The organism is Flavobacterium sp., from assembly GCF_028689845.1.
In the GTDB taxonomy this organism is placed as follows: domain Bacteria; phylum Bacteroidota; class Bacteroidia; order Flavobacteriales; family Flavobacteriaceae; genus Flavobacterium.
The window spans coordinates 1-24078 of the sequence record NZ_JAQVCH010000036.1; the positions used below are offsets into that span (position 1 = coordinate 1).

24 protein-coding genes and 3 tRNA genes are annotated in these 24078 nt (G+C 33.0%); 17 read left to right on the forward strand and 10 right to left on the reverse strand.

What is annotated here, in order from left to right:
* A partial coding sequence (locus PHR76_RS11445; RefSeq protein WP_300062660.1) for an RlmF-related methyltransferase occupies positions 1-182 on the forward strand: 182 nt, incomplete at its 5' end.
* Positions 183-224: 42 nt separating this feature from the next.
* Here the strand turns inward: PHR76_RS11445 and PHR76_RS11450 are convergent.
* The 7 genes from PHR76_RS11450 to tgt all read right to left on the reverse strand — a co-directional run bounded on the left by PHR76_RS11450 (position 225) and on the right by tgt (position 9671).
* Positions 225-1244 (reverse strand): TQO small subunit DoxD, encoded by a 1020-nt coding sequence (locus PHR76_RS11450; RefSeq protein WP_300062663.1) that lies wholly within the window; start codon positions 1242-1244, stop codon positions 225-227.
* A 528-nt stretch (positions 1245-1772) separates the two neighbouring features.
* Positions 1773-3032: an asparagine synthetase B gene (locus PHR76_RS11455; RefSeq protein ID WP_300062666.1), complete on the reverse strand. Its 1260-nt coding sequence runs from the start codon at positions 3030-3032 to the stop codon at positions 1773-1775.
* A gap of 748 nt (positions 3033-3780) precedes the next feature.
* Positions 3781-5325: a replicative DNA helicase gene (gene dnaB, locus PHR76_RS11460; protein WP_300062669.1), complete on the reverse strand. Its 1545-nt coding sequence runs from the start codon at positions 5323-5325 to the stop codon at positions 3781-3783.
* A 149-nt stretch (positions 5326-5474) separates the two neighbouring features.
* The gene (locus tag PHR76_RS11465; RefSeq protein WP_300062672.1) at positions 5475-6428 is read right to left on the reverse strand and encodes an acetyl-CoA carboxylase carboxyltransferase subunit alpha; all 954 of its coding nucleotides are present in this window, start codon (positions 6426-6428) and stop codon (positions 5475-5477) included.
* A gap of 143 nt (positions 6429-6571) precedes the next feature.
* Complete coding sequence (locus tag PHR76_RS11470; RefSeq protein WP_300062675.1) at positions 6572-7462, reverse strand: DMT family transporter; 891 nt, start codon at positions 7460-7462, stop codon at positions 6572-6574.
* Positions 7449-8528: an LptF/LptG family permease gene (locus PHR76_RS11475; protein WP_300062677.1), complete on the reverse strand. Its 1080-nt coding sequence runs from the start codon at positions 8526-8528 to the stop codon at positions 7449-7451. The genes PHR76_RS11470 and PHR76_RS11475 overlap by 14 nt, the downstream gene beginning before the upstream one ends.
* A 12-nt stretch (positions 8529-8540) precedes the next feature.
* On the reverse strand, positions 8541-9671 hold the full coding sequence (tgt, locus tag PHR76_RS11480; protein ID WP_300062680.1) for a tRNA guanosine(34) transglycosylase Tgt: 1131 nt from the start codon (positions 9669-9671) through the stop codon (positions 8541-8543).
* 179 nt (positions 9672-9850) lie between these two features.
* On the opposite strand from tgt, the gene PHR76_RS11485 reads away from it, so the two are divergent.
* The 5 genes from PHR76_RS11485 (at position 9851) to PHR76_RS11505 (ending at position 13707) form a co-directional block, all read left to right on the forward strand.
* Positions 9851-10021: a hypothetical protein gene (locus PHR76_RS11485; RefSeq protein ID WP_300062683.1), complete on the forward strand. Its 171-nt coding sequence runs from the start codon at positions 9851-9853 to the stop codon at positions 10019-10021.
* Between the two features lie 13 nt (positions 10022-10034).
* Positions 10035-10340 (forward strand): hypothetical protein, encoded by a 306-nt coding sequence (locus PHR76_RS11490; protein WP_300062686.1) that lies wholly within the window; start codon positions 10035-10037, stop codon positions 10338-10340.
* 5 nt (positions 10341-10345) lie between these two features.
* Positions 10346-11713, forward strand: a complete 1368-nt coding sequence (locus tag PHR76_RS11495; protein WP_300062689.1) for an NAD-dependent succinate-semialdehyde dehydrogenase — start codon at positions 10346-10348, stop codon at positions 11711-11713.
* Between the two features lie 153 nt (positions 11714-11866).
* Positions 11867-12715 (forward strand): transketolase, encoded by an 849-nt coding sequence (locus PHR76_RS11500; protein ID WP_300062692.1) that lies wholly within the window; start codon positions 11867-11869, stop codon positions 12713-12715.
* Positions 12716-12753: 38 nt separating this feature from the next.
* Positions 12754-13707, forward strand: a complete 954-nt coding sequence (locus PHR76_RS11505; RefSeq protein WP_300062695.1) for a transketolase C-terminal domain-containing protein — start codon at positions 12754-12756, stop codon at positions 13705-13707.
* A 78-nt stretch (positions 13708-13785) separates the two neighbouring features.
* On the opposite strand, the gene PHR76_RS11510 is transcribed toward PHR76_RS11505, so the two are convergent.
* Positions 13786-14760 carry a hypothetical protein gene (locus PHR76_RS11510; RefSeq protein WP_300062698.1) on the reverse strand — a complete coding sequence of 325 codons (975 nt, stop codon included), beginning with the start codon at positions 14758-14760 and terminating at the stop codon, positions 13786-13788.
* Positions 14761-14882: 122 nt separating this feature from the next.
* Here PHR76_RS11510 and PHR76_RS11515 point away from each other — a divergent pair, with 122 nt between their 5' ends.
* From PHR76_RS11515 to PHR76_RS11525, 3 genes are all read left to right on the forward strand, one after another.
* Complete coding sequence (locus tag PHR76_RS11515; protein ID WP_300062701.1) at positions 14883-15269, forward strand: RNA-binding S4 domain-containing protein; 387 nt, start codon at positions 14883-14885, stop codon at positions 15267-15269.
* Complete coding sequence (locus PHR76_RS11520; protein ID WP_300062725.1) at positions 15250-15837, forward strand: methyltransferase domain-containing protein; 588 nt, start codon at positions 15250-15252, stop codon at positions 15835-15837. Before PHR76_RS11515 ends, PHR76_RS11520 begins: the two co-directional genes overlap by 20 nt.
* Positions 15838-15903: 66 nt before the next feature.
* Positions 15904-16404, forward strand: coding sequence for a phosphoribosyltransferase domain-containing protein (locus PHR76_RS11525; RefSeq protein WP_300062705.1), 501 nt, complete (start codon positions 15904-15906; stop codon positions 16402-16404).
* Here PHR76_RS11525 and PHR76_RS11530 read toward each other — a convergent pair.
* Positions 16393-16911, reverse strand: a complete 519-nt coding sequence (locus tag PHR76_RS11530; protein ID WP_300062708.1) for a shikimate kinase — start codon at positions 16909-16911, stop codon at positions 16393-16395. The genes PHR76_RS11525 and PHR76_RS11530 overlap by 12 nt on opposite strands.
* 126 nt (positions 16912-17037) lie before the next feature.
* On the opposite strand from PHR76_RS11530, the gene PHR76_RS11535 reads away from it, so the two are divergent.
* From PHR76_RS11535 to PHR76_RS11570, 8 genes are all read left to right on the forward strand, one after another.
* A tRNA-Lys gene (locus PHR76_RS11535) sits at positions 17038-17110 on the forward strand.
* 25 nt (positions 17111-17135) lie between these two features.
* Positions 17136-17208: transfer RNA gene (locus PHR76_RS11540), tRNA-Lys, on the forward strand.
* 46 nt (positions 17209-17254) lie between these two features.
* Positions 17255-17336 (forward strand) — tRNA-Leu (locus PHR76_RS11545).
* A 267-nt stretch (positions 17337-17603) separates the two neighbouring features.
* A complete protein-coding gene (locus PHR76_RS11550) occupies positions 17604-18500 on the forward strand; it encodes a MerR family transcriptional regulator (RefSeq protein ID WP_300062711.1) in 897 nt (298 codons plus the stop codon).
* Between the two features lie 54 nt (positions 18501-18554).
* Positions 18555-20015, forward strand: a complete 1461-nt coding sequence (locus tag PHR76_RS11555) for an oleate hydratase (RefSeq protein ID WP_300062713.1) — start codon at positions 18555-18557, stop codon at positions 20013-20015.
* A gap of 20 nt (positions 20016-20035) precedes the next feature.
* On the forward strand, positions 20036-20875 hold the full coding sequence (locus tag PHR76_RS11560) for a phytoene/squalene synthase family protein (protein ID WP_300062716.1): 840 nt from the start codon (positions 20036-20038) through the stop codon (positions 20873-20875).
* 11 nt (positions 20876-20886) lie between these two features.
* Complete coding sequence (locus PHR76_RS11565) at positions 20887-21333, forward strand: sterol desaturase family protein (RefSeq protein ID WP_300062719.1); 447 nt, start codon at positions 20887-20889, stop codon at positions 21331-21333.
* 89 nt (positions 21334-21422) lie between these two features.
* Positions 21423-23342: a transglutaminase-like domain-containing protein gene (locus tag PHR76_RS11570; RefSeq protein ID WP_300062722.1), complete on the forward strand. Its 1920-nt coding sequence runs from the start codon at positions 21423-21425 to the stop codon at positions 23340-23342.
* 512 nt (positions 23343-23854) lie between these two features.
* Here PHR76_RS11570 and PHR76_RS11575 read toward each other — a convergent pair.
* Positions 23855-24022 carry a hypothetical protein gene (locus PHR76_RS11575; protein ID WP_300062728.1) on the reverse strand — a complete coding sequence of 56 codons (168 nt, stop codon included), beginning with the start codon at positions 24020-24022 and terminating at the stop codon, positions 23855-23857.
* Positions 24023-24078: the final 56 nt, after the last annotated feature.

A 24078-nucleotide genomic window follows, 5' to 3' on the forward strand; every position in this document is an offset into this window, starting at 1 on the left:
AAGAAAACCTCAAACCTTTTTACAAACATTTAAAGAAAGTAGGAGCCGTAGAAGTCAAAACAATCGATATGGAACAAGGCAATAAAACAAGCCGCTTCATCGCGTGGACTTTTTTAAGTCAAACACAGCGAGAAAATTGGGCAATCATTCATTTCACAAAAGAGCAGAAACGGATTTTATAAATTTTATTGTTTTACCGTTACTGCTTTTTTTGTCTTTTTTTGCTATTGTTTATGTACTACATTTTCCCAGAAAGCACCACTAATATCGGTGATTTTGATAGTGTATTTACCACTTTGTAAGTTCTCTATTATCGGATGATTCAATTTCATTTTTGCTTTTGCACCAAGAGGTACAATTAAACTGTGTTTTCCTGGTTTTACTTTGGCAACATAATAATTATCAATATTGCTTTTAGTTAAAGAGGCCAAATCATTTTGAGAATAAGCTAAAACTTTAGTATTTTGCTCATCAAATAATTCTATTCCGATAACCCAAGAACCATAAACATCTACTCCTTCTGTTCTATAAATATCAAAAGAAAGAGTCTTCATTTCAAGTTTACTTGCAGTAATTTCAAGCTTTGGTTTAACCGATTTATTGTGTAGTGTTCCCCACAATCCGCCATGAAATACTTGATTGGTCATTAAAGTCATCCCAAAAACAAATAAAGAGCCCATCAAAACAACTTTTGGAAAAACACTTTCTTTAATGGGTAGAATTCCAGAACCTATCCACGGAAACCATTTCTTTTTTGTGATGGCATACTTGTTTTTTATTAAATAATTATCTAAAGAATATTTACCGCTTCCAGTTAGAAATAAGATAAACCCAGTAGCAATACCTAAGGAGCCAATTTGCCATTCATCTAAACAGGTTGTGCCAATCCATCCAGAGCCAAGAAGAATTCCCATAGCCAAACCAAACACGCCTATACTCATCAATCGTGTAAACAAACCAAATAGAATAAACAAACCGACAATACCTTCAACAATAGTAAATATCACCATATTTAACCATAACATATCTGGGTTTTCGACTAAATATTGAATAATTGGCTTTATACCTAAAGCATTTGGTAAAAAGTGATTGAATTTTTCACCAATATATCCTGCGGTCTCGGGATCGAGTTTGTTTTCTAAAATTGTTCTTCTCCAAAATGCGGAAAAGTACGTCCAACCTATAACTAATCTTACTGCTAGAACCAAAAGTCTTGCATCATTTTTAATACTTAAATTTTTCATTTTAATTTATCTATAATTTATAAAATACCAGTAAACAATGACTGGGAATTTGTACTCTTAGGAAAAAGTGAATGATAGATAAACTTTAAGGTTTTGGTATAAAATATAAAGAGGAACTACAGAAACGGATGAGTTTCTTGTGTTGTAGGAAGAGGCTAAATTGGTTTTAAAGTCAATTGCATTAAAAGCAAAATCAACCTTATTTTTTGTTAATAGAGGCGAACTTTGAGTTAATGATTTAATGTTAGAAAAGACAGTTTCAGTAGTGTTAACTGTACTGCAAGCTGAGCGATTAACTGTAGTTATATTCTTATTTGAAACTTCGGTTTGAGTTAATCCGAGTTCTTCTTGTATAAAGTTCCGAACCCTACAAGGTGCCAATAATAACAATAACGTTAATCCCAACACTGGGAATATAGAGCGAATTGTTTTTATGTTTACGAGTTGTTTCAATTTGCAAACATACACAATAATAAGAGGGGTATTTGTTATACTTATCTTAACAAGAGTTAAAATTTAGCATAACATTTAAGTCTTTTGTTTCTTCTTTTTAGCCGCAGGAAACAATACATTATTTAGAATCAAGCGATAACCCGGTGAATTCGGATGTAAATCTAACACCGTAGGAGCATCCCCTACTAAATGTTGATAATCTTCTGGATCATGACCACCAAAAAAAGTAAACATTCCTTTTCCTTTGGTTCCGTGAATGTAACGAGCTTCGCCATTAAATCGATTTTCGCCCATCACTAAAACGTGTGATTTGATTAATTCACTATCAAAAGCAGTCGTTTGTCCCATAAATCCTTTGACCAACTGCGTATGATTTTGACACAACATACTCGGAATCGGATCCCATTTTGCCGAATATTCCATCAACGTGAAATAATCTTTCTCCATTGGAATTTTTCTTTTGGTCGTCATATCAATATCCGAAAACTCATAAACGGTGGGCACTCTTTCTAAAATAAAATCGCGAAAAGCAAAAGTGCGAGAATAATCTATTTTAGATTGATAATTGGCTTCGCTTTCATCGCCATCAAACATGGGTTCACAAATATCAACGCCTTCCGCCGATAAGGCAATATCAAAACTATCTGTTGCAGAACACATCGCAAACATAAATCCGCCGCCAATTACAAAATCACGTACTTTTTTGGCTACGGCCAATTTTGCTTCAGACACTTTAGCAAATCCTAATTTAGTTGCCAAGGCTTCTGCTTCTTTTTTCTGTTCGATGTACCACGGTGCATTTCGATAGGCTCCAAAAAACTTTCCGTATTGACCTGAAAAATCTTCGTGATGTAAATGCAACCAATCGTATAACAGCAATTGATCGGTCATCACTTCTTCATCATAAACCGCTTTAAACGGAATTTCTGCATACGTCAACACCAAAGTCACCGCGTCATCCCAAGGCTTTTTACCTTTTGGCGTATAAACCGCAATTTTGGGAGCTTTTTCCAACACCACCGCTTCCATGTTTTGCGATGGACTACTAATCTCATCTAAAATTTGATTCGCTTGACCGTCTGATAAAATTTCAAAACTAACCCCTCTAATTTGACACTCTTTACGAATCTCGGTAACATCGGGCAACAAAAATGAACCGCCACGATAATTAAGTAACCAACTGGCTTTATAATCATTTTCTAACGCCCAATAGGTTATTCCGTATGCTTTTAAGTGATTTGTTTGCGTGCTTTCATCCATCGGCAAAAGGATAAAATTTGCTTTTATAGTAAAAGAAATCAAAAATATAAACAGGAAGAAAATCGTCTTTTTCAAAGTTTGCAATTATTTTAGTTAGCAAAAAATGTTAGTAAGCCAAAGATAACCGATTTTGTGTGAAGAAAATGATAAAATTAATAACCATATAAATCTTGTCAATTAGCCTAGCAACTTATATGACTTATATGGTAAAAAAATAATAACCATATAAGTCAGGTTAGTTTCTTTGATTACGTAAAAAAAATTTAAAACCAGATTAATAAAAGATTCCACCAATACTTATATGTCTTATATGGTAAAAAAATAATAACCATGTAAGTCAGGCAAGTTTTTTTAATTACGTAAAAAAACTTTAAAACCTGATTAATAGAAGTTTCCACCGATAATTATATGACATATATGGTGAAAAAATAAAACCATATAAGTCAGCTACGTTTCTTTGAATCCAAAAAAAAAAACTTTAAAACCAGATTAATAAAAGTTTCCACCGATAATTATATGACTTATATGGTGAAAAAATAATAACCATATAAGTCAGGTAAGTTTCTTTGATTACGTAAAAAATACTTTAAAACCTGATTAATAGAAGTTTCTACCAGTACTTAAATGACTTATATGGTGAAAAAATAATAACCATATAAGTCAGGTAAGTTTCTTTGATTACGTAAAAAAACTTTAAAACCTGATTAATAGTAGTTTACACCAATACTTATATGAATTATATGATGAAAAAATAATAACCATATAAATTAGTTAAGTTTCTTATGATTCTTAAAATATCGAAGAATTACACTAACATTATATTTTAAAACGGAACATCAGATTGTTCCTCTTCTTCATTCATATTACTACCGAAAGCATCATTGGCAGAAGGAAGATTTTTAGTGATAAAAGTAGTTTCATCGGCATTCATTCGAGAAGGCAAATCGCTAAACCCGGAAGAAAAATCATCAAGATTTTCAAACTTACCTAAATTTCCAATGAATTTTAATCGGATATTTTCCAAACTACCATTTCTGTGTTTTGCAATGATAAACTCGGCTTGACCTTGTGTAGGCGAGTGATCATCATCATCCCATTCATCAATCTTATAATATTCTGGACGATAAATAAATGATACAATATCGGCATCCTGTTCGATCGCACCTGATTCACGTAAATCAGAAAGTAACGGTCGTTTACTAGAACCCCGTGTTTCCACCGCACGAGATAATTGAGACAAAGCAATAACTGGTACGCTTAATTCTTTAGCCAATGCTTTTAAATTTCTTGAAATTGTTGAAATTTCTTGCTCGCGATTTCCAGGGCCTTTTCCACCTCCACCGGCTGTCATTAATTGTAAATAATCAACAATAATTAATTTAATACCATGTTGCGATGATAAACGTCTGGCTTTTGCTCGTAAGTCAAAAATAGAAAGTGATGGCGTATCATCAATATATAACGGAGCTTTTTCTAAATTTTTTACTTTCACACTTAATTGTTCCCACTCGTGTTTTTCTAATTTCCCAGTACGCAATTTTTCAGAAGATAAACCCGTTTCAGAAGAAATTAAACGCGTAATTAATTGAACAGAAGACATCTCTAAGGAGAATAACGCAACGGGTTGACCAAAATCGATAGCGATATTTCTTGCCATTGACAAGACAAACGCCGTTTTTCCCATCCCGGGTCTTGCTGCAATAATAATTAAATCACTGGGTTGCCAACCTGAGGTTATTTTATCTAACTTATCAAAACCAGTAGCAATTCCGCTTAATCCTTCTTTATTGGCAATTTCCTCAATCCGTTTTTTGGCTTGAATCACTAAACTTTGAGCAGTTTCCGAACTTCGTTTAATATTACCTTGCGTTACTTCATATAATTTTGATTCGGCTTTATCCAATAAATCAAAAACATCAGTAGATTCATCGTACGATTCTTCAATAATTTCAGAAGAAATTTTAATCAAACTTCGTTGTATAAATTTTTGAAGTATTATTCTAGAATGAAACTCAATATGTGCCGAAGAAGAAATTTTTTGAGTAAGTTGAATTAAGTAAAAATCACCACCCACCAAATCCAACTTGGCATTCTTTTTTAATTGAGCAGAAACCGTTAATAAGTCAACAGGCTGTGTGTCAGTAAACAACTGAACGATTGCTTCAAAAATATGTTTGTGAGCCTCTTTATAAAACGCATCGGGTTGAAGAATATCAATTACCTCATCAACCCCTTTTTTATCAATCATCATCGCTCCTAACACCGCTTCTTCTAGGTCGAGAGCTTGTGGAGGCAACTTTCCTTTTTCAAGGTTTATAATCGTAGTTTTATCTACTTTTATTGGGTTAATGTTTCGTAAATTTTCCATGAGGCTAAAGTAACCAAATTTAAAAAAATTGTGAGATATAGTTGTTAGTAAAACGATGTTAACAACTAAATATTTTTGTTCATAACATAAAAAAATCCGTCTCGTACTGCTTTTCTAGACGAGACGGATTATTGATTATTTTGTAAGAATTATCCTTTAAATTCGCCCATCTTACTGTATTTGTCCATCCTTTGGGCAATAAGTTCTTTTGTTGATAAATCTTTCAATTCATTATATGCTTTTATGATGTATTGCTCTACGGTCTTAAAAGTCGTTTCGCGATCATAATGTGCTCCCCCTAGTGGTTCAGGCACAATTTCGTCAATTAATTTTTGTTTTTTCATGTCGTAAGAAGTCAGCTTCAACGCCTCCGCTGCCAACTCTTTGTATTCCCAACTTCTCCATAAAATAGAAGAACAAGATTCTGGTGAAATAACGGAATACCATGTGTTTTCAAGCATATAGACGCGGTCACCAACACCTATTCCTAAAGCTCCGCCAGAAGCACCTTCACCAACAATAACGGTAATAATAGGCGTTTTTAAGCGAACCATTTCTAAGATATTACGAGCAATTGCTTCTCCTTGTCCACGTTCTTCTGCTTCTAAACCCGGATAAGCTCCTGGGGTATCGATTAGCGTAATGACAGGGATTCCAAATTTTTCAGCCATTTTCATTAAACGCAAAGCTTTCCGATAGCCTTCTGGATTGGCCATTCCGAAATTTCGAAACTGACGTGTCTTGGTATTGTATCCTTTTTGTTGTCCGACAATCATAAACGATTGTCCACCAATTCTTCCTAAACCACCAACCATGGCTTTATCATCTTTAAAATTTCTGTCGCCAAAGAGCTCTAAAAAAGTATCGCCACATAACGCACGAATATGATCCATGGTATACGGTCGACTAGGATGACGAGATAGTTGAACACGTTGCCAAGCCGTTAAGTTTTTATAAATCTTTTTCTTGGTTTCTTCTAATTTTTTTTCAATTTGCTTACAGGTAGAAGCAACGTCAACATTAGACTCTTCGCCAATGATTTGGCATTTGTCTAACTGATCTTCCAATTCTTTTATGGGAAGTTCAAAATCTAAATATTCCATAGGTTTTGATTGCTTTTAGTTTCGTTTGAATAGCAAAGATAGAATTTTTATCTGATTATGAAACGCTATTTTACTAGTTAACTTTTAAAAAAACGTTCCTTTTAAATTCAAATATAATTCGATTAAATAAAAATAAAAACGAGTTAGGCGATATTTTTATTTCGCATTCGGTATTTAATAATCCCATTTAAAATAACTGTACTTAAGATAATAACAGCACCAAAATAAAATGCTGGACTCATTTTTTCTTTCTCTTTAAAGATTAGCAATGCTAATATAATTCCGTAAACCGGTTCTAAATTGATAGTAAGCATCACGGTATAGGGACTAATAAATTTCATTACTTTAACAGATGTAATAAATGCATACGCTGTACAAACGGAACTCAGCAATAATAAATAGAGCCAATCAGAAGTTTTTAAGGTAAAAAAATCCTGTGAAAAATTATTAGTAAACAATAGATAAACAGAAAAACAAAGCACACCTCCCAACAATTCATAAAATGAAATGACCGTGGAGTCATACATCTTGGCATATTTACTATTAACTACAGAAAAAAGTGCAGATAAAAATGCAGAAATCAAGGCCAAAATAATCCCTAAATAATAGTCACCTTCAACATTAAAAATAATATATAATCCGCCAATAACTACTAATCCAAAAACAACTTCATACCAAATTACTTTCCTACGGTAAAGAATAGGCTCTAAAAAAGAAGCAAAAAATGCTCCAGTAGACAAGCAGGCCAAAGTGACCGAAACATTAGAAACTTTTATGGCTTTAAAAAAAGTCAACCAGTGAAGTGCTATAACCAAACCTAAAAAAAAGAATATAAAAAGTGTTTTACGCGGCACCACAAACTTGGATTTTTTGTAAATCATAAACAAAAATATAAACCCAACGGCCATGGACATTCGGAACCAAACTAAAGGCAACGCATCAAGGCTTATTAACTCCCCTAAAATGGCAGTAAAACCCCAAATAAAAACAATCAAATGAAGTTGTAAGTAACTATTGAGATTATCGTTTTGCATTTCTTAACAAATAAATAGCTAATATACCAAAAACAAGGTTTGGAAACCAAACTGCAAATAATGGCGGAATACTTGATTTTTCAGCCATTGTACCAAAAATTTTATCAAAAAAGATATATGTAAAAGCGAGCACAATTCCGATGGCAAGGTTTACTCCCATTCCGCCACGACGTTTCATTGAAGAAACAGAAACAGCAATAATTGTTAAAATAAAAGCCGTGACAGGCAAACTATATTTGCGATATAAAACCACTAAATAGGTATTTATATTTGCATTTCCCCGAGCTTTTTCTTTATCGATAAACTTAATGAGTTCTGGTAATGTAAGTGTTTCTGCGATGTAAATAACAGGCGTTAAATCTTCTAACTCAAAATTAAAAACAGTATCTTTTTTTTCGGCTTTTTCTAAGATATCACCATATATTCCTACTTTTCGTTTTTGATATCCAAACATGGTGTAAGTACTGTCTTTTTCATTCCATTTTAAACGACTTGCAAAAATTTTACAATCTAGTTTTTCACCTTTAAATTTCTCTAACGTAAAATTAAATGCTGTTTTAGAAACGGAATTAAAATTACTGACATAAATAAATTCATCATCACTAATTTGTCTAAAAACATTTGAGTTTTCGCGTACTTCAGTATTATTTTTTAAATAGGTATACCTAAAATCGTTAAATCCTTTACTTGCTCTAGGAACTAAGAAAAAGCCCATTAATAATGCGAAAAGCGACACCATGGAAGCCCCAATAATATAAGGCCGTAAAAAACGAGAAAAGGATATTCCAGAACTTAAAATGGCAATAATTTCGGTGTTATTAGCCAATTTGGACGTAAACCAAATAACTGATAAAAATAGAAAAATAGGAAATAATAAATTGGCAAAATAAATAGTAAAGTCCAAATAATAAATGGCAACCGCCTTAAAAGGGACTTTACTTTCTAGTATTTTATTGATTTTTTCGGCCACATCGATCACAATCCCAATAGGTATAAAAAGCAATAGCATCACTGAAAAAGTGGCCAGGTATCTCTTTAATATGTATTTGTCGATGATTTTTAACATCTCAGCCGTTAATTATAATCGTTGATCCATTTGTTTGACCATTTTTTCTTTCCATACTCGAAAATCTCCAGCGATAATATGTTTTCTCGCCTCTCGAACCAACCACATGTAAAATCCTAAATTATGAATGGTTGCAATTTGCTTTCCAAGGTATTCATTGGCGGCAAATAAATGACGTAAATAGGCTTTGGAATATTCGGTATCCACAAAAGTAATTCCCATTTCGTCAATAGGAGAAAAATCATCTTCCCATTTTTTATTTTTAATGTTGATAGAGCCATGAGCGGTAAATAACATTCCGTTTCGAGCATTTCGAGTGGGCATTACACAATCAAACATATCAATTCCTAAAGCAATATTTTCAAGAATATTAATTGGGGTTCCAACACCCATCAAATAACGTGGTTTTTCTTGTGGTAAAATCGCCGTTACAATTTCAGTCATGGCATACATTTCTTCGGCTGGTTCTCCTACGGAAAGTCCACCAATCGCATTTCCTTGTGCACCTGCATTGGCAATGTATTCCGCCGATTGTTCTCTTAAATCTTTATACGTACTTCCTTGTACAATTGGAAAAAAAGTTTGTTCATAGCCATATTTAAAAGGCAAATTTTCTAAATGCGAAATACATCTATCTAACCAACGATGCGTCATATGCATGGATCGTTTGGCATAGCGATAATCACAAGGATACGGCGTACATTCGTCAAAAGCCATGATAATATCGGCACCAATGGTTCGTTGAATTTCCATTACATTTTCAGGTGAAAAGAAATGATAAGAACCATCAATATGACTTTTAAACTTCACTCCTTCTTCTTTAATTTTACGGTTGGAAGAAAGAGAATACACTTGATAGCCGCCACTGTCGGTTAAAATATTTCTATCCCAATTCATGAATTTATGCAAACCACCTGCTTTTTCTAAAATTTCCGTTTGCGGACGTAAATATAAATGATAGGTATTTCCTAATATAATATCTGGATTAATATCCTCTTTTAATTCACGTTGATGCACTCCTTTGACAGAAGCTACCGTTCCGACTGGCATAAAAATAGGGGTTTCAATCACACCATGGTCGGTTGTAATTTTACCTGCACGGGCTTTAGATTGGGAATCTGTCGTTATTAAATCAAACTTCATAGTTACTTTTTACAGGGGGCAAAGATATAAGTTTTAAAAATTAAGAATTAAATTTTATGCTTTTAATTAACATCATCCTTATTACATTTTAGACAAATACTATAACAAATGTGATAAATCATGTAATACACTTTATCCGTTTTTATCGAAATTTGTAAAGTAATCCTAACTAAATTAGCATGAAAAATAAAATAAAGAACATCTTACTGCTTCTATTTGCCTCTATCTCACTAACAAGTTGTGCGGTAATAGAAGGAATTTTTAAAGCAGGATTTGGGATTGGAATTTTTGTTACCATCGCCATTATCGTTCTTATCATTTACATTATTAGTAAATTTTCAAAAAAATAAAAAAAAAGAAATCATGAAAGATAAAGCTCAACCCGTCAAAAAAGAAATCGAAATCGAAAATAAGTTAAAGCAAATGAATTATCCTGCAACAGACGATATTTATTCAAAAGATAAACCCGTCACCAATATTGATGTAGAAAAAATTGCTACAACTGATGAATTGAATACGAAAGAAAATTTATGGAATGAAAATGCATTTGATGAAGAAAAGTTAGGTGCAGATTTAGACGTTCCCGGTTCAGAATTAGATGATGAGCAAGAAAATAGTGGTAATGAAGATGAAGAGAATAACTATTACAGCCAAGCTGATACAAAATAAAAACGATGTCGATACAATCTATTAATCCGTTTACGCTAGAAAAAGTAAAATCATATAAGGAAATGACTGCTTCAGAAATTGAAAATGCCATTTCAATAGCACATGAAACCTATCAAACTTGGAAATTTACTTCTTTGGAAGAAAGAGCTACACTGTTAAATAAAGTTGCCGCAATTATCCGAGAAAGGAAAACTGAACTTTCCATATTGATTACTTCCGAAATGGGAAAACTAATTAAGCAAGCAGAATATGAAATTGAATATGCTGCCTCTATTTTTGAATATTATGCCAAAAACGGAAATGAATTCTTAGCCGATGAAGTATTAAAAGTTTCTTCTGGTGAAGCATGTATCAAAAAAAGTCCAATTGGCGTCTTATTAGGCGTTGAACCTTGGAATTTTCCATTTTATCAAGTCGCTCGTTTTGCGGCTCCCAATATAATGATTGGAAATACTATTTTATTGAAACATGCTTCTAATGTTCCGCAATGTGCAGAGGCAATTGCTGCTATTTTTAAAGAAGCCAAGGCTCCAGAAGGTTTGTATACCAACTTATTTATTCCAGGTTCAGAAATCTCTAAATTAATCGACGACAAACGTATTCAAGGTGCCTCCTTAACGGGAAGTGAAAAAGCGGGTGCAGCTCTAGCAGCGACAGCTGGAAAAAACATTAAAAAATCGGTTTTAGAATTAGGCGGAAGCGACCCTTTTATCGTTTTAGAAGATGCCGATATTGACAAAGCAACCGATTTGGCTATTTATGGAAGAACAATTAACAATGGTCAAAGTTGCATCGCCTCAAAACGCTTTATCGTAGTGGAAGAGGTAGCCGATGAATTTTTAATGAAATTTAAAGAAAAAATGAGTAGCTTAAAATTGGGTGATCCGATGGATTTAGAAACTCAACTTGGACCTCTTTCTAGTGAAGAAGCCTTGCAAACGTTACTCTCACAAGTAGAAAAAGCAATTTCACAAGGAGCTAAAATTGAAACGGGAGGAAAAAGAGCCGATTTAAAAGGCTGTTTTATGTTGCCAACGATTATCTCTAACATAACGCCAGGAATGGCTATTTATACAGAAGAATTATTTGGGCCGGTTGCTAGCTTTTATACGGTTAAAAATGAAGAAGAAGCGATAAAATTAGCCAATGCTACCGATTTTGGTTTAGGTGGATGTGTTTTTTCAAAGGATATAGAAAGAGCAAAAAAAATAGCTAATCAAATTGATTCTGGAATGGTCTTTATCAATCATCCCACAAAATCTTCTATCGAATTGCCTTTTGGAGGAACTAAAAGATCTGGTTACGGACGTGAATTAGGAGCTTTAGGAATTGACGAATTTGTCAATAAAAAATTAATTCGTGTAGTTTCCTGAAAGAAATAAAAATTACCAAAAAGAAATTGAAAGATGTTTTACAGTAGTAAAGCATCTTTTTTTATGAATAACTTTTAATAAGTAGGTTTTCCAAAGTAGAAATAAATCGCAATAAACTGTTTATATTTGTGCTTTTAAATTCTAATATTAAAAATGAAACCAAACACACAACAACTAAACGATTTTACAACACAAGTTAGAAGAGACATTCTTCGCATGGTTCATGCCGTAAATTCAGGTCATCCCGGTGGTTCTTTGGGATGTGCAGAGTTTTTTACAGCACTTTATCAAGTAATTCTTGATCGAAAAGAAGGATTTGATATGGACGGCAAGGAAGAAGATTTATTTTTCTTATCAAACGGACACATTTCACCTGTTTTTTACAGTGTTTTAGCTAGAAGCGGTTATTTTCCTGTTTCAGAATTAGCTACTTTCCGTTTATTAAATAGTCGCTTGCAAGGTCATCCAACTACGCATGAAGGACTTCCAGGTATTCGAATTGCTTCTGGTTCTTTAGGACAAGGGATGTCGGTTGCAATAGGAGCTGCTTTAGCCAAAAAATTAAACCATGACAACCATTTAATTTATTCGCTTCATGGCGATGGCGAATTACAAGAAGGTCAAAATTGGGAAGCTATCATGTATGCCTCTGCTTATAAAGTGGATAATTTAATTGCTACTATCGACTTAAATGGAAAACAAATTGATGGAGCAACAGACGATGTTTTGCCTATGGGAAGTATCAGAGCTAAATTTGAAGCTTTCGGTTGGGATGTGCTAGATATTAAAGAAGGAAATAACATCGATGCTATTTTAGCAGGAATGGCCGAAGCAAAAGGAAAAACCGGAAATGGAAAACCCGTTTGTGTGTTATTACATACTGAAATGGGGAATGGGGTAGACTTTATGATGCACACACATGCTTGGCATGGAAAAGCTCCTAATGACGCTCAGTTAGAAAATGCTTTAGCTCAAAACCCTACCACTTTAGGCGATTATTAATTTAGATAAAAAAGATACTGAAATAAATTCAGCATAAGATGAAAAAATATATCAATACAGGAAATAAAGATACCCGCTCAGGTTTTGGTGCAGGGTTGACTGAACTCGGTCAGAAAAATGAAAATGTTGTGGCTCTATGTGCCGATTTAATTGGCTCATTAAAAATGGATGATTTTAAAAAGAACCATCCCGAACGCTTTTTTCAAATTGGAATTGCCGAAGCAAATATGATTGGAATTGCCGCTGGTTTAACTATCGGAGGAAAAATTCCCTTTACCGGAACTTTTGCTAATTTTTCAACAGGACGAGTTTATGACCAAATTCGGCAATCCGTTGCCTATTCTGATAAAAACGTGAAGATTTGTGCTTCACACGCTGGACTAACTTTAGGTGAAGATGGAGCAACACATCAAATTTTAGAAGATATCGGTTTAATGAAAATGTTGCCGGGTATGACCGTAATCAACACCTGTGATTACAATCAAACAAAAGCAGCTACCTTAGCTATTGCAGATCATCACGGTCCCGTTTATTTACGTTTCGGACGTCCGAGTGTGGCGAATTTTACACCTGAAAATGGCGAATTTATCATTGGAAAAGCCATTCTTTTAAATGAAGGTTCCGATGTAACCATTATTGCAACTGGCCATTTGGTTTGGGAAGCTTTATTAGCCGCCGAAAAACTAGCTGAAAAAGGAATCTCAGCCGAAGTAATCAATATCCACACGATTAAACCATTAGATGAAGAAGCTATTTTAAAATCGATAGCCAAAACCGGTTGTGTGGTCACTGCAGAAGAACACAATATCTTAGGCGGTTTAGGTGAAAGTGTCGCTAGAACACTTGCGTTAAACCATCCTGTTTCGCAAGAATTTGTGGCTGTTCAAGATAGCTTTGGAGAAAGTGGAACCCCTGATCAATTAATGGAAAAATACCAATTAAATCATCAAGCTATTTTTGCTAAAGCAGAAAAAGTAGTGAATCGAAAATAATTTTCTTTCTTTTTAGTTCAAAAAAAATGCCCCAAATAGTGTCTAACTTTTTGGGGCATTTTCATTCTCTTTATTATTTTATTGGTGACAATTCGGATCGAGATATCTTTTAACTCGGTTTGGGTCTTCCATATTGCCACTACAATCAGGAATAGTTGTAAAATCATAATATTCTTGTGGTTCTGTTCCTACTAATGGTTTTTTAAATTCATTTCGTGTTAAAAAGCCATCGCCATCATCATCTGCATCTAAGAAATCAGGAATAAAATCACCATCAGAATCTTGTTTAAAATAATCCGTTTCCGTTCCATACAACTCTAAATGAGATAATATTCTGTCACTATCATGGTCAATCGAATGTTTTGTTTTCAAATTAATTTGGAATACTAAATTAGAATAGCTAGGCAAATTTGGTCCTTGCGGAGTATTAAAATAAGCTAAGCCCGAAGGAATAAAAACGATGCATTTTCCACTATTAATATAGTTTACAGATCCATCAGAATTTTCAACAATGCTTTCAGCAGTTTTCATTACTGGTAAAATTTGACGGAAACCAGAAATAAAAACATTTGATAACGGAAAGGAAGTCCAAACTGGTGTTGATGTTCTATCAAATTCGGCGTTGCTTAAATTCCATCCTCTATAGTCTACGAAAGAAGAGTCAATCGTAATCGGATTTTCCCCTCCACCTTCATTTAATAAAATGTAGTATAATTTGTACTCTACATCATCTGGTACATTACCATCAGTACGAATACTCATTCGGTCATCATTTTTCACAGTAATACTTTGCAATGGATAATCAGTCTGGTTCCAAACTGAAATTTGCGTACCATTTGCTGGAATAGAATCAAAAGTGGCATTTAAGTCGCCATCCACAGTCATGTAGTTGGTTTGCAAGTATTCTTCAATCAGTGCAATGTCTGTAGCATACTGTTCTGTACGATCGTTTGGTGGGAGTCCGCTTGGAGCATCATCGTTATCTTTACAGGAAACAATGGCTAAAGCAAGTAAAATAAAAAAGCCGTACGATTTAAGATGTTTAAGTAACATAGTGATAATTTTTTCTTTTAAATTCCAAAAATATAATTTAATTCTTTTCTAAAAATAAGTGCTGCAAGATACAATTTTGATTTATTTTTGTAATATAATTAACGTAGAATTCTGAATTAAGTATGAGAGTGGATAAATATTTGTGGTGTGTTCGATATTTTAAAACCCGAAATATGGTGACTGAACTTTGTAAAAAGAATCATGTTACGGTCAATGGTATGGTGGCTAAACCCTCACGAGAGGTTTTTCCGTCGGATATGGTTACCTTTCGAAGAGACCAAATTATATATAAAATTAAAGTTTTAGCAATACCAGAAAGCCGTGTAGGTGCAAAATTAGTAGATCTTTATCGAAAAGACGAAACACCAGAAGAAGCTTTTGCACATTTAGAATTATTAAAATTATCGAAGGAGCATTATCGAAAAACGGGAGAAGGACGACCTACTAAAAAAGACCGTCGCGATATTGAAAATTACACAGATGAAAATCATGACCAAAATACTGAATAAAGCGTATTGGGAAAATAGGTACCAAGAACAAGAAACTGGTTGGGATATTGGGTTAGTTTCTACCCCTTTAAAAGAATATATTGACCAGTTAAAAAACAAGAAAATAAAAATTCTAATTCCCGGAGCGGGAAATGGTTACGAGTTTGAATATTTACACCAAGCTGGTTTTTTAGATGTATTTGTCATTGATATTGCAATGACTCCTTTAAAGAACATCCAACAACGAATGCCTCATTTAGATGCTAAACACCTAATTAACCAAGACTTTTTTGAACTTGAGGAACAGTATGATTTAATTTTAGAGCAAACTTTTTTTTGTGCCTTATCCCCTATTTTAAGAAAAGCGTATGTAGAAAAGATGGCTAGTTTATTAAAACCGAAAGGAAAAATCGTTGGATTACTTTTTGAGTTTCCCTTAACAGCAGAAGGTCCACCTTTTGGTGGTAGCAAAGAAGAATACCTTTCTTTATTTGATAAACATTTTACATTAAAAGTTATGGAAACAGCCTATAATTCTATAAAACCAAGAGCTGGAAAAGAGTTATTTGTTCAATTTGAAAAAAAATAGAGTCTCAATAAATTCTTTTGACTCCTGTTTTTCCGTCATTTTCTTTATCTTTCAAAAAAAATAACCATGTCAGAAAATATCATCCTAACCCATTTGGAAATTGAACATAAAATCAAACGAATTTCCTATCAAATTTATGAAACATTTGTTGATGAACAAGAAATTGTGATTGCTGGAATTGCAAAAAACGGTTTTGTTTTTGCTGAAAAATTAGCAAGAAATGTAGAACATATTTCAGACATCAAAGTTATTTTATGCGAAGTTCATTCGAATAAGCAAAACCCCTTTGAACCGATAACCACTTCACTACCAAGCTCCTCTTATCAAAATAAAGGATTAATTTTAGTAGATGACGTACTCAATTCTGGCACAACCTTAGTTTATGGTGTGAAACATTTTTTAAACGTTCCTTTAAAGAAATTTAAAACCGCAGTTTTAGTGGATAGAAATCATAAAAAATATCCCGTAAAAGTAGACTTTAAAGGAATTTCACTATCTACTTCATTACAAGAACACGTTCAAATTGTTTTTGAAAAAGAAAATAGTTATGCTTATTTAAGTCAATAAATCAGCAATTTCTAAGGCAACTTCGCTTTCTGTTTTATAGTCAGTAGCAATAATATGATTTGCTTGATGGTAATAAAAACTGCGATCAAAAAGGTGTTTGGCAATATATTCTTTTAATTCTGAGGCATCCTTTTGAGCCAACAACGGACGAGTCGCTTTAGAATCACTTACTCGTCTATAGAATGTGTCTATAGAAGCTTTTAGATAAAAGGAATAGACATCTGCACTTTGAAGAAAAAGATGGTTGTTTGCATAGCATGGCGTACCACCGCCCATACTCATCACAAAGCTTTCATTTGATTCCATAAGTTCTTTTAAACAAAGATGTTCTAGTTTTCTAAAATAAAGTTCACCTTTTGTTTGAAAAAGTTCTGAAATGGATAATCCTTCTTTTTTCGCAATATATTGGTCTAAGTCCAAGTGCTTTTGATTTAGCATTTTTGCCAAAAGTGCTCCAACAGAAGACTTTCCTGAACCCATATAACCCAATAAAATAATTTTTTTCATTAAATAAAACCTTGTATTATAAGCAATTAAGAAAGAATCTTTTAAAAACACAAATTTAAGACAAAATTGCTTTGAAAAATAAATAATAAGGACGTATATTTGCACCCGCATTCAAGAAATTATAAAGACTCGATAGCTCAGTTGGTAGAGCACAACACTTTTAATGTTGGGGTCCTGGGTTCGAGCCCCAGTCGGGTCACTATTTATATTTTCATTGAGGCAACGACTCGATAGCTCAGTTGGTAGAGCACAACACTTTTAATGTTGGGGTCCTGGGTTCGAGCCCCAGTCGGGTCACAAAGAAAGACGTTGCTTGCAACGTCTTTCCTTTTTTTAACAATTAGGCCACGTGGAGAAATTGGTAGACTCGCCATCTTGAGGGGGTGGTGTCGCAAGACGTGTCAGTTCGAATCTGATCGTGGTCACATCAAATTAATTAAAAATCAGTTTTATCTTTAACGATTAGACTGATTTTTTTTCTTTAAAAATTCAAGCAATTTCTTATCAAAATTCATTCGTAACCACTTAATCTCTATACTATCATTTCTTGAAAACGAAATTAAAAGAGGATACTTCATAGTGTAATGAATTAGAACTGTTCGTCAAGAAGTTCCTAAAAATTAAAAAAAAATCTTAAAAATTGATTTCGATAGTATATTTGATTACTTTTGTTTAATATAATAGTCGAAAAGATGAACAATGTAAAAAATGTTTTTAGTATAAAAGATTTAGAAAACCTTTCTGGTATTAAAGCCCACACTATTCGTATATGGGAAAAAAGGTATAGTGTCTTAGAACCAATGCGTACAGAAACGAATATTCGATATTACGATTTACTCGCACTACAAAAGCTACTTAACATCACTTTGTTACATAATCATGGCTATAAAATTTCTAAAATTTCTAAACTGTCCCAAGATAAAATAAATGTGATGGTTCGTGAGATTGTGAACGAAAAGAGTGTAAAACACCATGCCATCAATGCATTTAAAATGGCAATGATGAATTTTGATCAAACTCTTTTTTTTACAACCTACGCTAATCTTTTGTCAGAAAAATCATTCCGCGAGGTTTTCTATGAAGTTTTCATTCCTTTGATGAATGAAATCGGGCTTTTATGGCAATCAGACACGATAACTCCTGCTCATGAACATTTTATCAGCTATTTAATCAAGCAAAAACTACTAGTAAATACCGAAAAAATACAAATTCTGGAGCCTACCCGATCGGATAAAATATTTGTCTTATTCTTACCTTTGAATGAAATTCATGAATTGGGCTTGATGTACCTTAATTATGAGATCATTTTGAATGGCTATAAATCGATTTACCTAGGCGAAAGTGTTCCAATTGAAAGTCTTAAAGACATGAAGCTTTATTTTGACAACATTACCTATATTTCCTACATGACTGTAGAACCATCAATGGATAACGTAGATAATTATTTAAAAGAAATTCACAAAGAAGTTTTAACAGAAGAAAATTCAGAGCTTTGGATTCTGGGCAGAATAACAGAGAACGTAAAGGAAAGTAATCATCCTAAAGTAAAAGTTTTTAATTCAATTGCAGAACTTTCAAAAGAATTATAATTTTTTCTTAAATAGTTGTTTTGTTTAACTTTTTCACTACATTTGTTAAACAATATGAAAAAAGAAATATACATTATCGGCTCAGGGTTTTCTGCATTAGCAGCAGCTTGTTATTTAGCTAAGTCAGGGAATTCTGTTACTGTCTTTGAAAAAAACGCGACTATTGGTGGACGAGCAAGACAACTAAAAAAAGAAGGATTTACTTTTGACATTGGTCCAACTTGGTATTGGATGCCTGATGTTTTTGAACGATTTTTTAACGATTTTGGCAAGAAACCAGCTGATTATTACGAGTTAATTAAACTTTCTCCTGCTTATCAAGTATACTTTGGTATACAAGAGTTTGTGACGATAGCCGATAATCTTCCTGAAATTATTAAAACCTTTGAAACGATAGAAAAAGGAAGTGGTGAAGTTTTGGAAAAATTTATGGCAGAAGCTAGGAGTAATTATGACATCGCTATCAAAGATTTGGTTTATAACCCAGGTATTTCACCTTTGGAATTAATTACGTTAGAAACCGCCAAAAAAGTTGGACAATTTTTTTCAACCATCAGTAAAGAAGTCCGCAAACGCTTTAGCAATGATAAACTCATTCAAATATTAGAGTTTCCTGTTTTGTTTTTAGGTGCAAAACCAAGTGATACTCCTGCATTTTATAGTTTTATGAATTTTGCCGATTTTGGTTTAGGAACTTGGCATCCCAAAAACGGAATGTATAGTGTTGTCTTAGCGATGGAAGCTTTAGCAAAAGAACTAGGTGTAAATTTTCATACAGATGCTGCCGTACAAAAAATAATTGTCAAAAATAAAGCCGCTGTTGGAATTACTGTTAATGGTAAAAACCTTTTTTGTGATGTTGTTTTAAGTGGTGCCGATTATCACCATAGCGAAACTTTATTAGATGAAGAATTCCGTGTTTATTCGGAATCCTATTGGGAAAAGAAAACATTTGCTCCTTCATCACTCCTGTTTTATGTTGGTTTTGACACAAAAATCAAAAATGTTGAACATCATACGCTATTTTTTGATGTTTCATTTAAAAAACACGCAGAAGCCATTTATGATAATCCGAAATGGCCTGAAGATCCGCTTTTCTATGCGAGTTTCCCCTCAAAAACGGATGATTCTTCTGCACCATTAGGGAAAGAAGCAGCCATATTCTTAATTCCGTTAGCACCTGGAATTGAAGATACAGCGGAAATCAGAGAAGTTTATTTTGAAAAAATCATGTCTCGTTTTGAAAAATTAACGCAACAAAATGTAAAAAATAACATTATCTTTAAAGAATCTTTTTGTGTGAACGATTTTATTAAAGATTATAATTCTTATAAAGGAAATGCATACGGAATGGCCAATACGCTTTTTCAAACGGCTTTTTTAAGACCAAAATTAAAAAGTAAAAAAGTAAATCAACTCTATTTTACGGGTCAATTAACTGTTCCAGGGCCTGGTGTTCCGCCCTCATTAATTTCAGGGAAACTAGTTGCTGAATTAATTGAAAAAAACGCATAAAATACGCTAAAATTAACGCTATGAAATCAGTTTTTGACCAAGTATCCTTTGAATGTAGTAAGCACGTTACTAAAACGTACAGCACTTCATTTTCTTCTGCAGTGCGAATGCTTGCTCCAAGTATCCGTGAGGATATTTATAATATTTATGGTTTTGTACGTTTTGCAGATGAAATTGTAGATTCTTTTCATGAATACGATAAGCAAACGCTTTTTGAAATGTTTGAAGGTGATTTAGAAAGTGCTCTGACTTTAAAAATTAGTTTAAATCCGATCTTGAATTCTTTTCAGCATACGGTTCATCGCTACGCCATTCCAAAAGAATTAATCGCTGCTTTTATGAAAAGCATGAAACAAGATTTATTTAAAACAGAATATAAAACGACCGAGGAATATGAAGACTATATTTATGGTTCTGCCGATGTGGTCGGTTTAATGTGTTTAAAAGTTTTTGTAAAAGGAAATGAAACACAATATGATGACTTAAAGCACAGTGCGATGCGATTAGGCTCAGCGTTTCAAAAGGTAAATTTCCTAAGGGATTTAAAAGCAGATTATGAAGATTTGAGTAGAACTTATTTTCCTAATACCAACCTGAGTAAATTGGACGAAGCCTCAAAACAAGTAATAATCGCTGATATTGAAGCTGATTTTGAAGCTGGTTTTATAGGTATACAAAAATTACCATTAGAAGCTAAATTTGGTGTCTATACCGCATTTGTGTATTATAAAAAACTACTTTCAAAACTTAAAAAAACTCCTTCTTTAGAAATCAAAAATACGCGAATTAGAGTACCTGATTACGAAAAAATGGGGCTTTTGGCTAAATGCTATGTTAATTATCGATTAAATATTATTTAAATTTTTATAATATGTGGATTCAAATTCTTGTTTTCTTTTTAACCTTTTTCATGATGGAGTTCATGGCGTGGTTTACACATAAATATGTTATGCATGGTTTTTTATGGCATTTACATGCCGATCATCACAAAAAAGATCACGACTCTTGGTTTGAGCGTAACGATACTTTTTTTATTTTTTACGCCATTGTTAGCATTTCTTTTTTCTTACTTTGGAGATATGATATTTTTACATTAGGTTTATCCATCGGATTAGGAATTTTAGCTTACGGATTGACCTACTTTTTTGTACACGACATTTTTATACATCAACGTTTTAAAATGTTTCGAAATGCTAACAACATTTATGCAAGAGCATTGCGAAGAGGCCATAAAATGCATCACAAACATACCGGAAAAGAACATGGCGAATGCTTTGGAATGTTATTAGTACCGTTTAAATATTTCAAGAAAAATTAAAGTATAAATTCTTCAAAATAAATTTAATAATTCCTATTTATCATGGTGTGTAATCTTTAATTTTTTGTTTAATTAGCAAAAAAATAAACATGCATACCAAGTTTACCCTTTTACTCACTTTTTGTTTTTGTTTTACCAGTTTTAGTCAAAAAAATATTGACCCTACTCCTTCTGATATTGAATTAGCAAAATCAATTAGAAGTAAGCATGACAAGTCTGATATTGCTATTCTTGAAAGTACAGAAAGTATTTCTTTTGGTTATAATAAATCAACTTCATCCGTTACCGTTAATCTTTCAGTAGATGAATCATTAATGAATATCAACCACCGAGCTGATATTTTTAAGTATGAATTTTACGATAGTTCTTCTAAAATAGAAAATTTTACAATAAAATATCGAAATGATAAATTAGCTACTTTTCGAGTAGAAGACGAGTTTTATAAAGACAATGATTTATTTTATAATGATGCTCGTGTGAAACATGTAAAAATTGATTTCCCTGTTCAAGGTTATACGTACAATTATCATGTTGATAAAAAATTTGAAGATGTCAAATACTTTACTTCGGTCTATTTTAGTGATGAATATCCCGTTTTAAAGAAAAAAGTGATTTTCACAATTCCCAGTTGGTTGAATGTGGAATTAAAAGAAATGAACTTTAAAGATCATCCTATTTTAAAAACGCAAACCACCGATTCTAAAAAAAACACCACTACAATTACTTATGAATTCAATGACATTCCGGCTCTTTTAAATGAAGTAAATAGTCCGGGTCGCTCTTATTTATATCCGCATATTTTAATTATTGCCAAATCTGCAGAGATTAACGATAAAAAAATAACCCTTTTTAATGCAACTTCCGATTTATATGCTTGGTATCACTCCTTAATCAAACAAATGAATAATGATGTGGAACCTTTAAAGGTGAAAGTAAATGAATTAACTTCTAATGCAAAAACAGACGAGGATAAAATAAAAAACATTTATTATTGGGTGCAAGATAACATTCGATACATTGCTTTTGAAGATGGAATTGCAGGTTTTAAACCCGATGATGCTCAAAATGTTTATCAAAAAAGATATGGTGATTGCAAAGGAATGGCAAACCTCATTAAGCAAATGTTAATCATTGCCGGATTTGATGCTCGTCTTACTTGGATTGGTACCCGGCATATCGCTTATAATTATTCAATTCCTTCTTTAAGTGTTGATAATCACATGATTTGCACGGTTATGTATAAAGGAAAGCAACTCTTTTTGGATGGAACGGAAAAAAACATTTCATTAAATGAATATGCCGAGCGAATTCAGAATAAAGAAGCAATGATAGAAAATGGAGATTCGTTTATCATAAGCAAAGTTCCCGCCGTAGATGTCAGTCAAAATAAAGAAACCTTTCGTGCAAAATTAGTGATGGACGGTGAAAAATTGAAAGGAAATTGTAAGCAAACTTATTTGGGCGAAAGCAGAACAGAATTTCAAAATATCTATCATAGTTTTGAAACAAACCGAAAACAAGAAGCTTTAGAAGGTTATTTGGCAAAAAATGATAAAAACAATCATGTTACGAATATTAAAACTAGTGATTTAAAATCAAGAGAAGAAGCGTTAACAATTGATTATCAATTAGAATCAGAAAATAGAGTTAGTACATTTGATGATGAACTCTATTTGAGTTTTGAGTTTATGAATGAATATAAAAAATTCTTTTTTAAAGATCGCAAAACCGATTATGAATTTGATTACAAAACCTATTTTGATTCAGAAATTACAATTGTTTTACCTGTGGGATATAAAATAGAAAAAATACCTACAAATATCATAGATAAACAAGAAGATTATCAAGTAGAAATCACTTTTTCCTTAAAGGGAAATGAGCTTGTTTATCGTAAGCTATTTGTATTTAACAAAGCCATTATGCATCAGCAACAGCAAGAAATTTGGAATACAACACACAAAAAAATCACCGAACTCTATAATTCAACCCTTACTTTACTTAAATCATAAATCAATGAAAAAAATCTTTTTGTTATGCCTCTTTTGTGCTTTTACCATGCAAGCTCAAGATAATTTAAAAATCCAAAATCAATTTTGGAATAAAGAGGATATTCACGCTAAAACGATTGCAGTTCCTGAAAAGTGGAAAAACGAATCGGCTGTTATTATTTACAAATATGATTTTTTTGATTACCACAAATTTGGAAAAAATGTAAATTATACTTCTGCCAAAAGAATGCGGGTAAAGTTGCAAGATGAAGCAGCGGTAAAAGAATTTTCTGAATTTACTTTTAGAGAACGTTTTGTTTCAAGTAAAGGTTGGACTTATAAACGAGGAACCAATTCTATTGGTATAAAAGTAATTAAACCGGATGGTAAAGAAACAATTTTAGATGTGAGCAAAGAAGCGGTAAAGCTTGATCAAGAGAAAAAGATTGCTATTCCGAATCTAGAAGTAGGCGATATTGTAGATTATTACCTTCACTCCGAAGAACCTTTCAAATCGATTATAGAAGTAGGTTTTAGATCAGAAGGGCCGCGACACACAGCGCAGCACCGATTGGAAGAACGATCCAGATTGAAAGGCCAAGGCCAATCAGGAGATATGCCACTACGGAAATCACGGCGATCGTCATTGCGTAGCCGATCTGTGTTTGAACGTGATCCATCAGACCGCATCCCGAACCCATCGATGACAGAATCGTCGTATCCGAGATCGGAGAACAGTGATCACCAAAGATGGCTC

Coding starts and splice junctions, on each gene's coding strand:
- PHR76_RS11555 (WP_300062713.1), top strand. CDS start 18,555: ATGAAAAAAGAAATATACATTATCGGCTCAGGGTTTTCTGCATTAGCA.
- PHR76_RS11565 (WP_300062719.1), top strand. CDS start 20,887: ATGTGGATTCAAATTCTTGTTTTCTTTTTAACCTTTTTCATGATGGAG.
- PHR76_RS11525 (WP_300062705.1), top strand. CDS start 15,904: ATGTCAGAAAATATCATCCTAACCCATTTGGAAATTGAACATAAAATC.
- PHR76_RS11550 (WP_300062711.1), top strand. CDS start 17,604: ATGAACAATGTAAAAAATGTTTTTAGTATAAAAGATTTAGAAAACCTT.
- PHR76_RS11520 (WP_300062725.1), top strand. CDS start 15,250: ATGACCAAAATACTGAATAAAGCGTATTGGGAAAATAGGTACCAAGAA.
- PHR76_RS11575 (WP_300062728.1), bottom strand. CDS start 24,022: ATGGGTTCGGGATGCGGTCTGATGGATCACGTTCAAACACAGATCGGC.
- PHR76_RS11570 (WP_300062722.1), top strand. CDS start 21,423: ATGCATACCAAGTTTACCCTTTTACTCACTTTTTGTTTTTGTTTTACC.
- PHR76_RS11505 (WP_300062695.1), top strand. CDS start 12,754: ATGAAAAAATATATCAATACAGGAAATAAAGATACCCGCTCAGGTTTT.
- PHR76_RS11530 (WP_300062708.1), bottom strand. CDS start 16,911: ATGAAAAAAATTATTTTATTGGGTTATATGGGTTCAGGAAAGTCTTCT.
- PHR76_RS11510 (WP_300062698.1), bottom strand. CDS start 14,760: ATGTTACTTAAACATCTTAAATCGTACGGCTTTTTTATTTTACTTGCT.
- PHR76_RS11500 (WP_300062692.1), top strand. CDS start 11,867: ATGAAACCAAACACACAACAACTAAACGATTTTACAACACAAGTTAGA.
- PHR76_RS11490 (WP_300062686.1), top strand. CDS start 10,035: ATGAAAGATAAAGCTCAACCCGTCAAAAAAGAAATCGAAATCGAAAAT.
- PHR76_RS11485 (WP_300062683.1), top strand. CDS start 9,851: ATGAAAAATAAAATAAAGAACATCTTACTGCTTCTATTTGCCTCTATC.
- PHR76_RS11495 (WP_300062689.1), top strand. CDS start 10,346: ATGTCGATACAATCTATTAATCCGTTTACGCTAGAAAAAGTAAAATCA.
- PHR76_RS11450 (WP_300062663.1), bottom strand. CDS start 1,244: ATGAAAAATTTAAGTATTAAAAATGATGCAAGACTTTTGGTTCTAGCA.
- PHR76_RS11560 (WP_300062716.1), top strand. CDS start 20,036: ATGAAATCAGTTTTTGACCAAGTATCCTTTGAATGTAGTAAGCACGTT.
- PHR76_RS11470 (WP_300062675.1), bottom strand. CDS start 7,462: ATGCAAAACGATAATCTCAATAGTTACTTACAACTTCATTTGATTGTT.
- PHR76_RS11465 (WP_300062672.1), bottom strand. CDS start 6,428: ATGGAATATTTAGATTTTGAACTTCCCATAAAAGAATTGGAAGATCAG.
- PHR76_RS11475 (WP_300062677.1), bottom strand. CDS start 8,528: ATGTTAAAAATCATCGACAAATACATATTAAAGAGATACCTGGCCACT.
- tgt (WP_300062680.1), bottom strand. CDS start 9,671: ATGAAGTTTGATTTAATAACGACAGATTCCCAATCTAAAGCCCGTGCA.
- PHR76_RS11515 (WP_300062701.1), top strand. CDS start 14,883: ATGAGAGTGGATAAATATTTGTGGTGTGTTCGATATTTTAAAACCCGA.
- dnaB (WP_300062669.1), bottom strand. CDS start 5,325: ATGGAAAATTTACGAAACATTAACCCAATAAAAGTAGATAAAACTACG.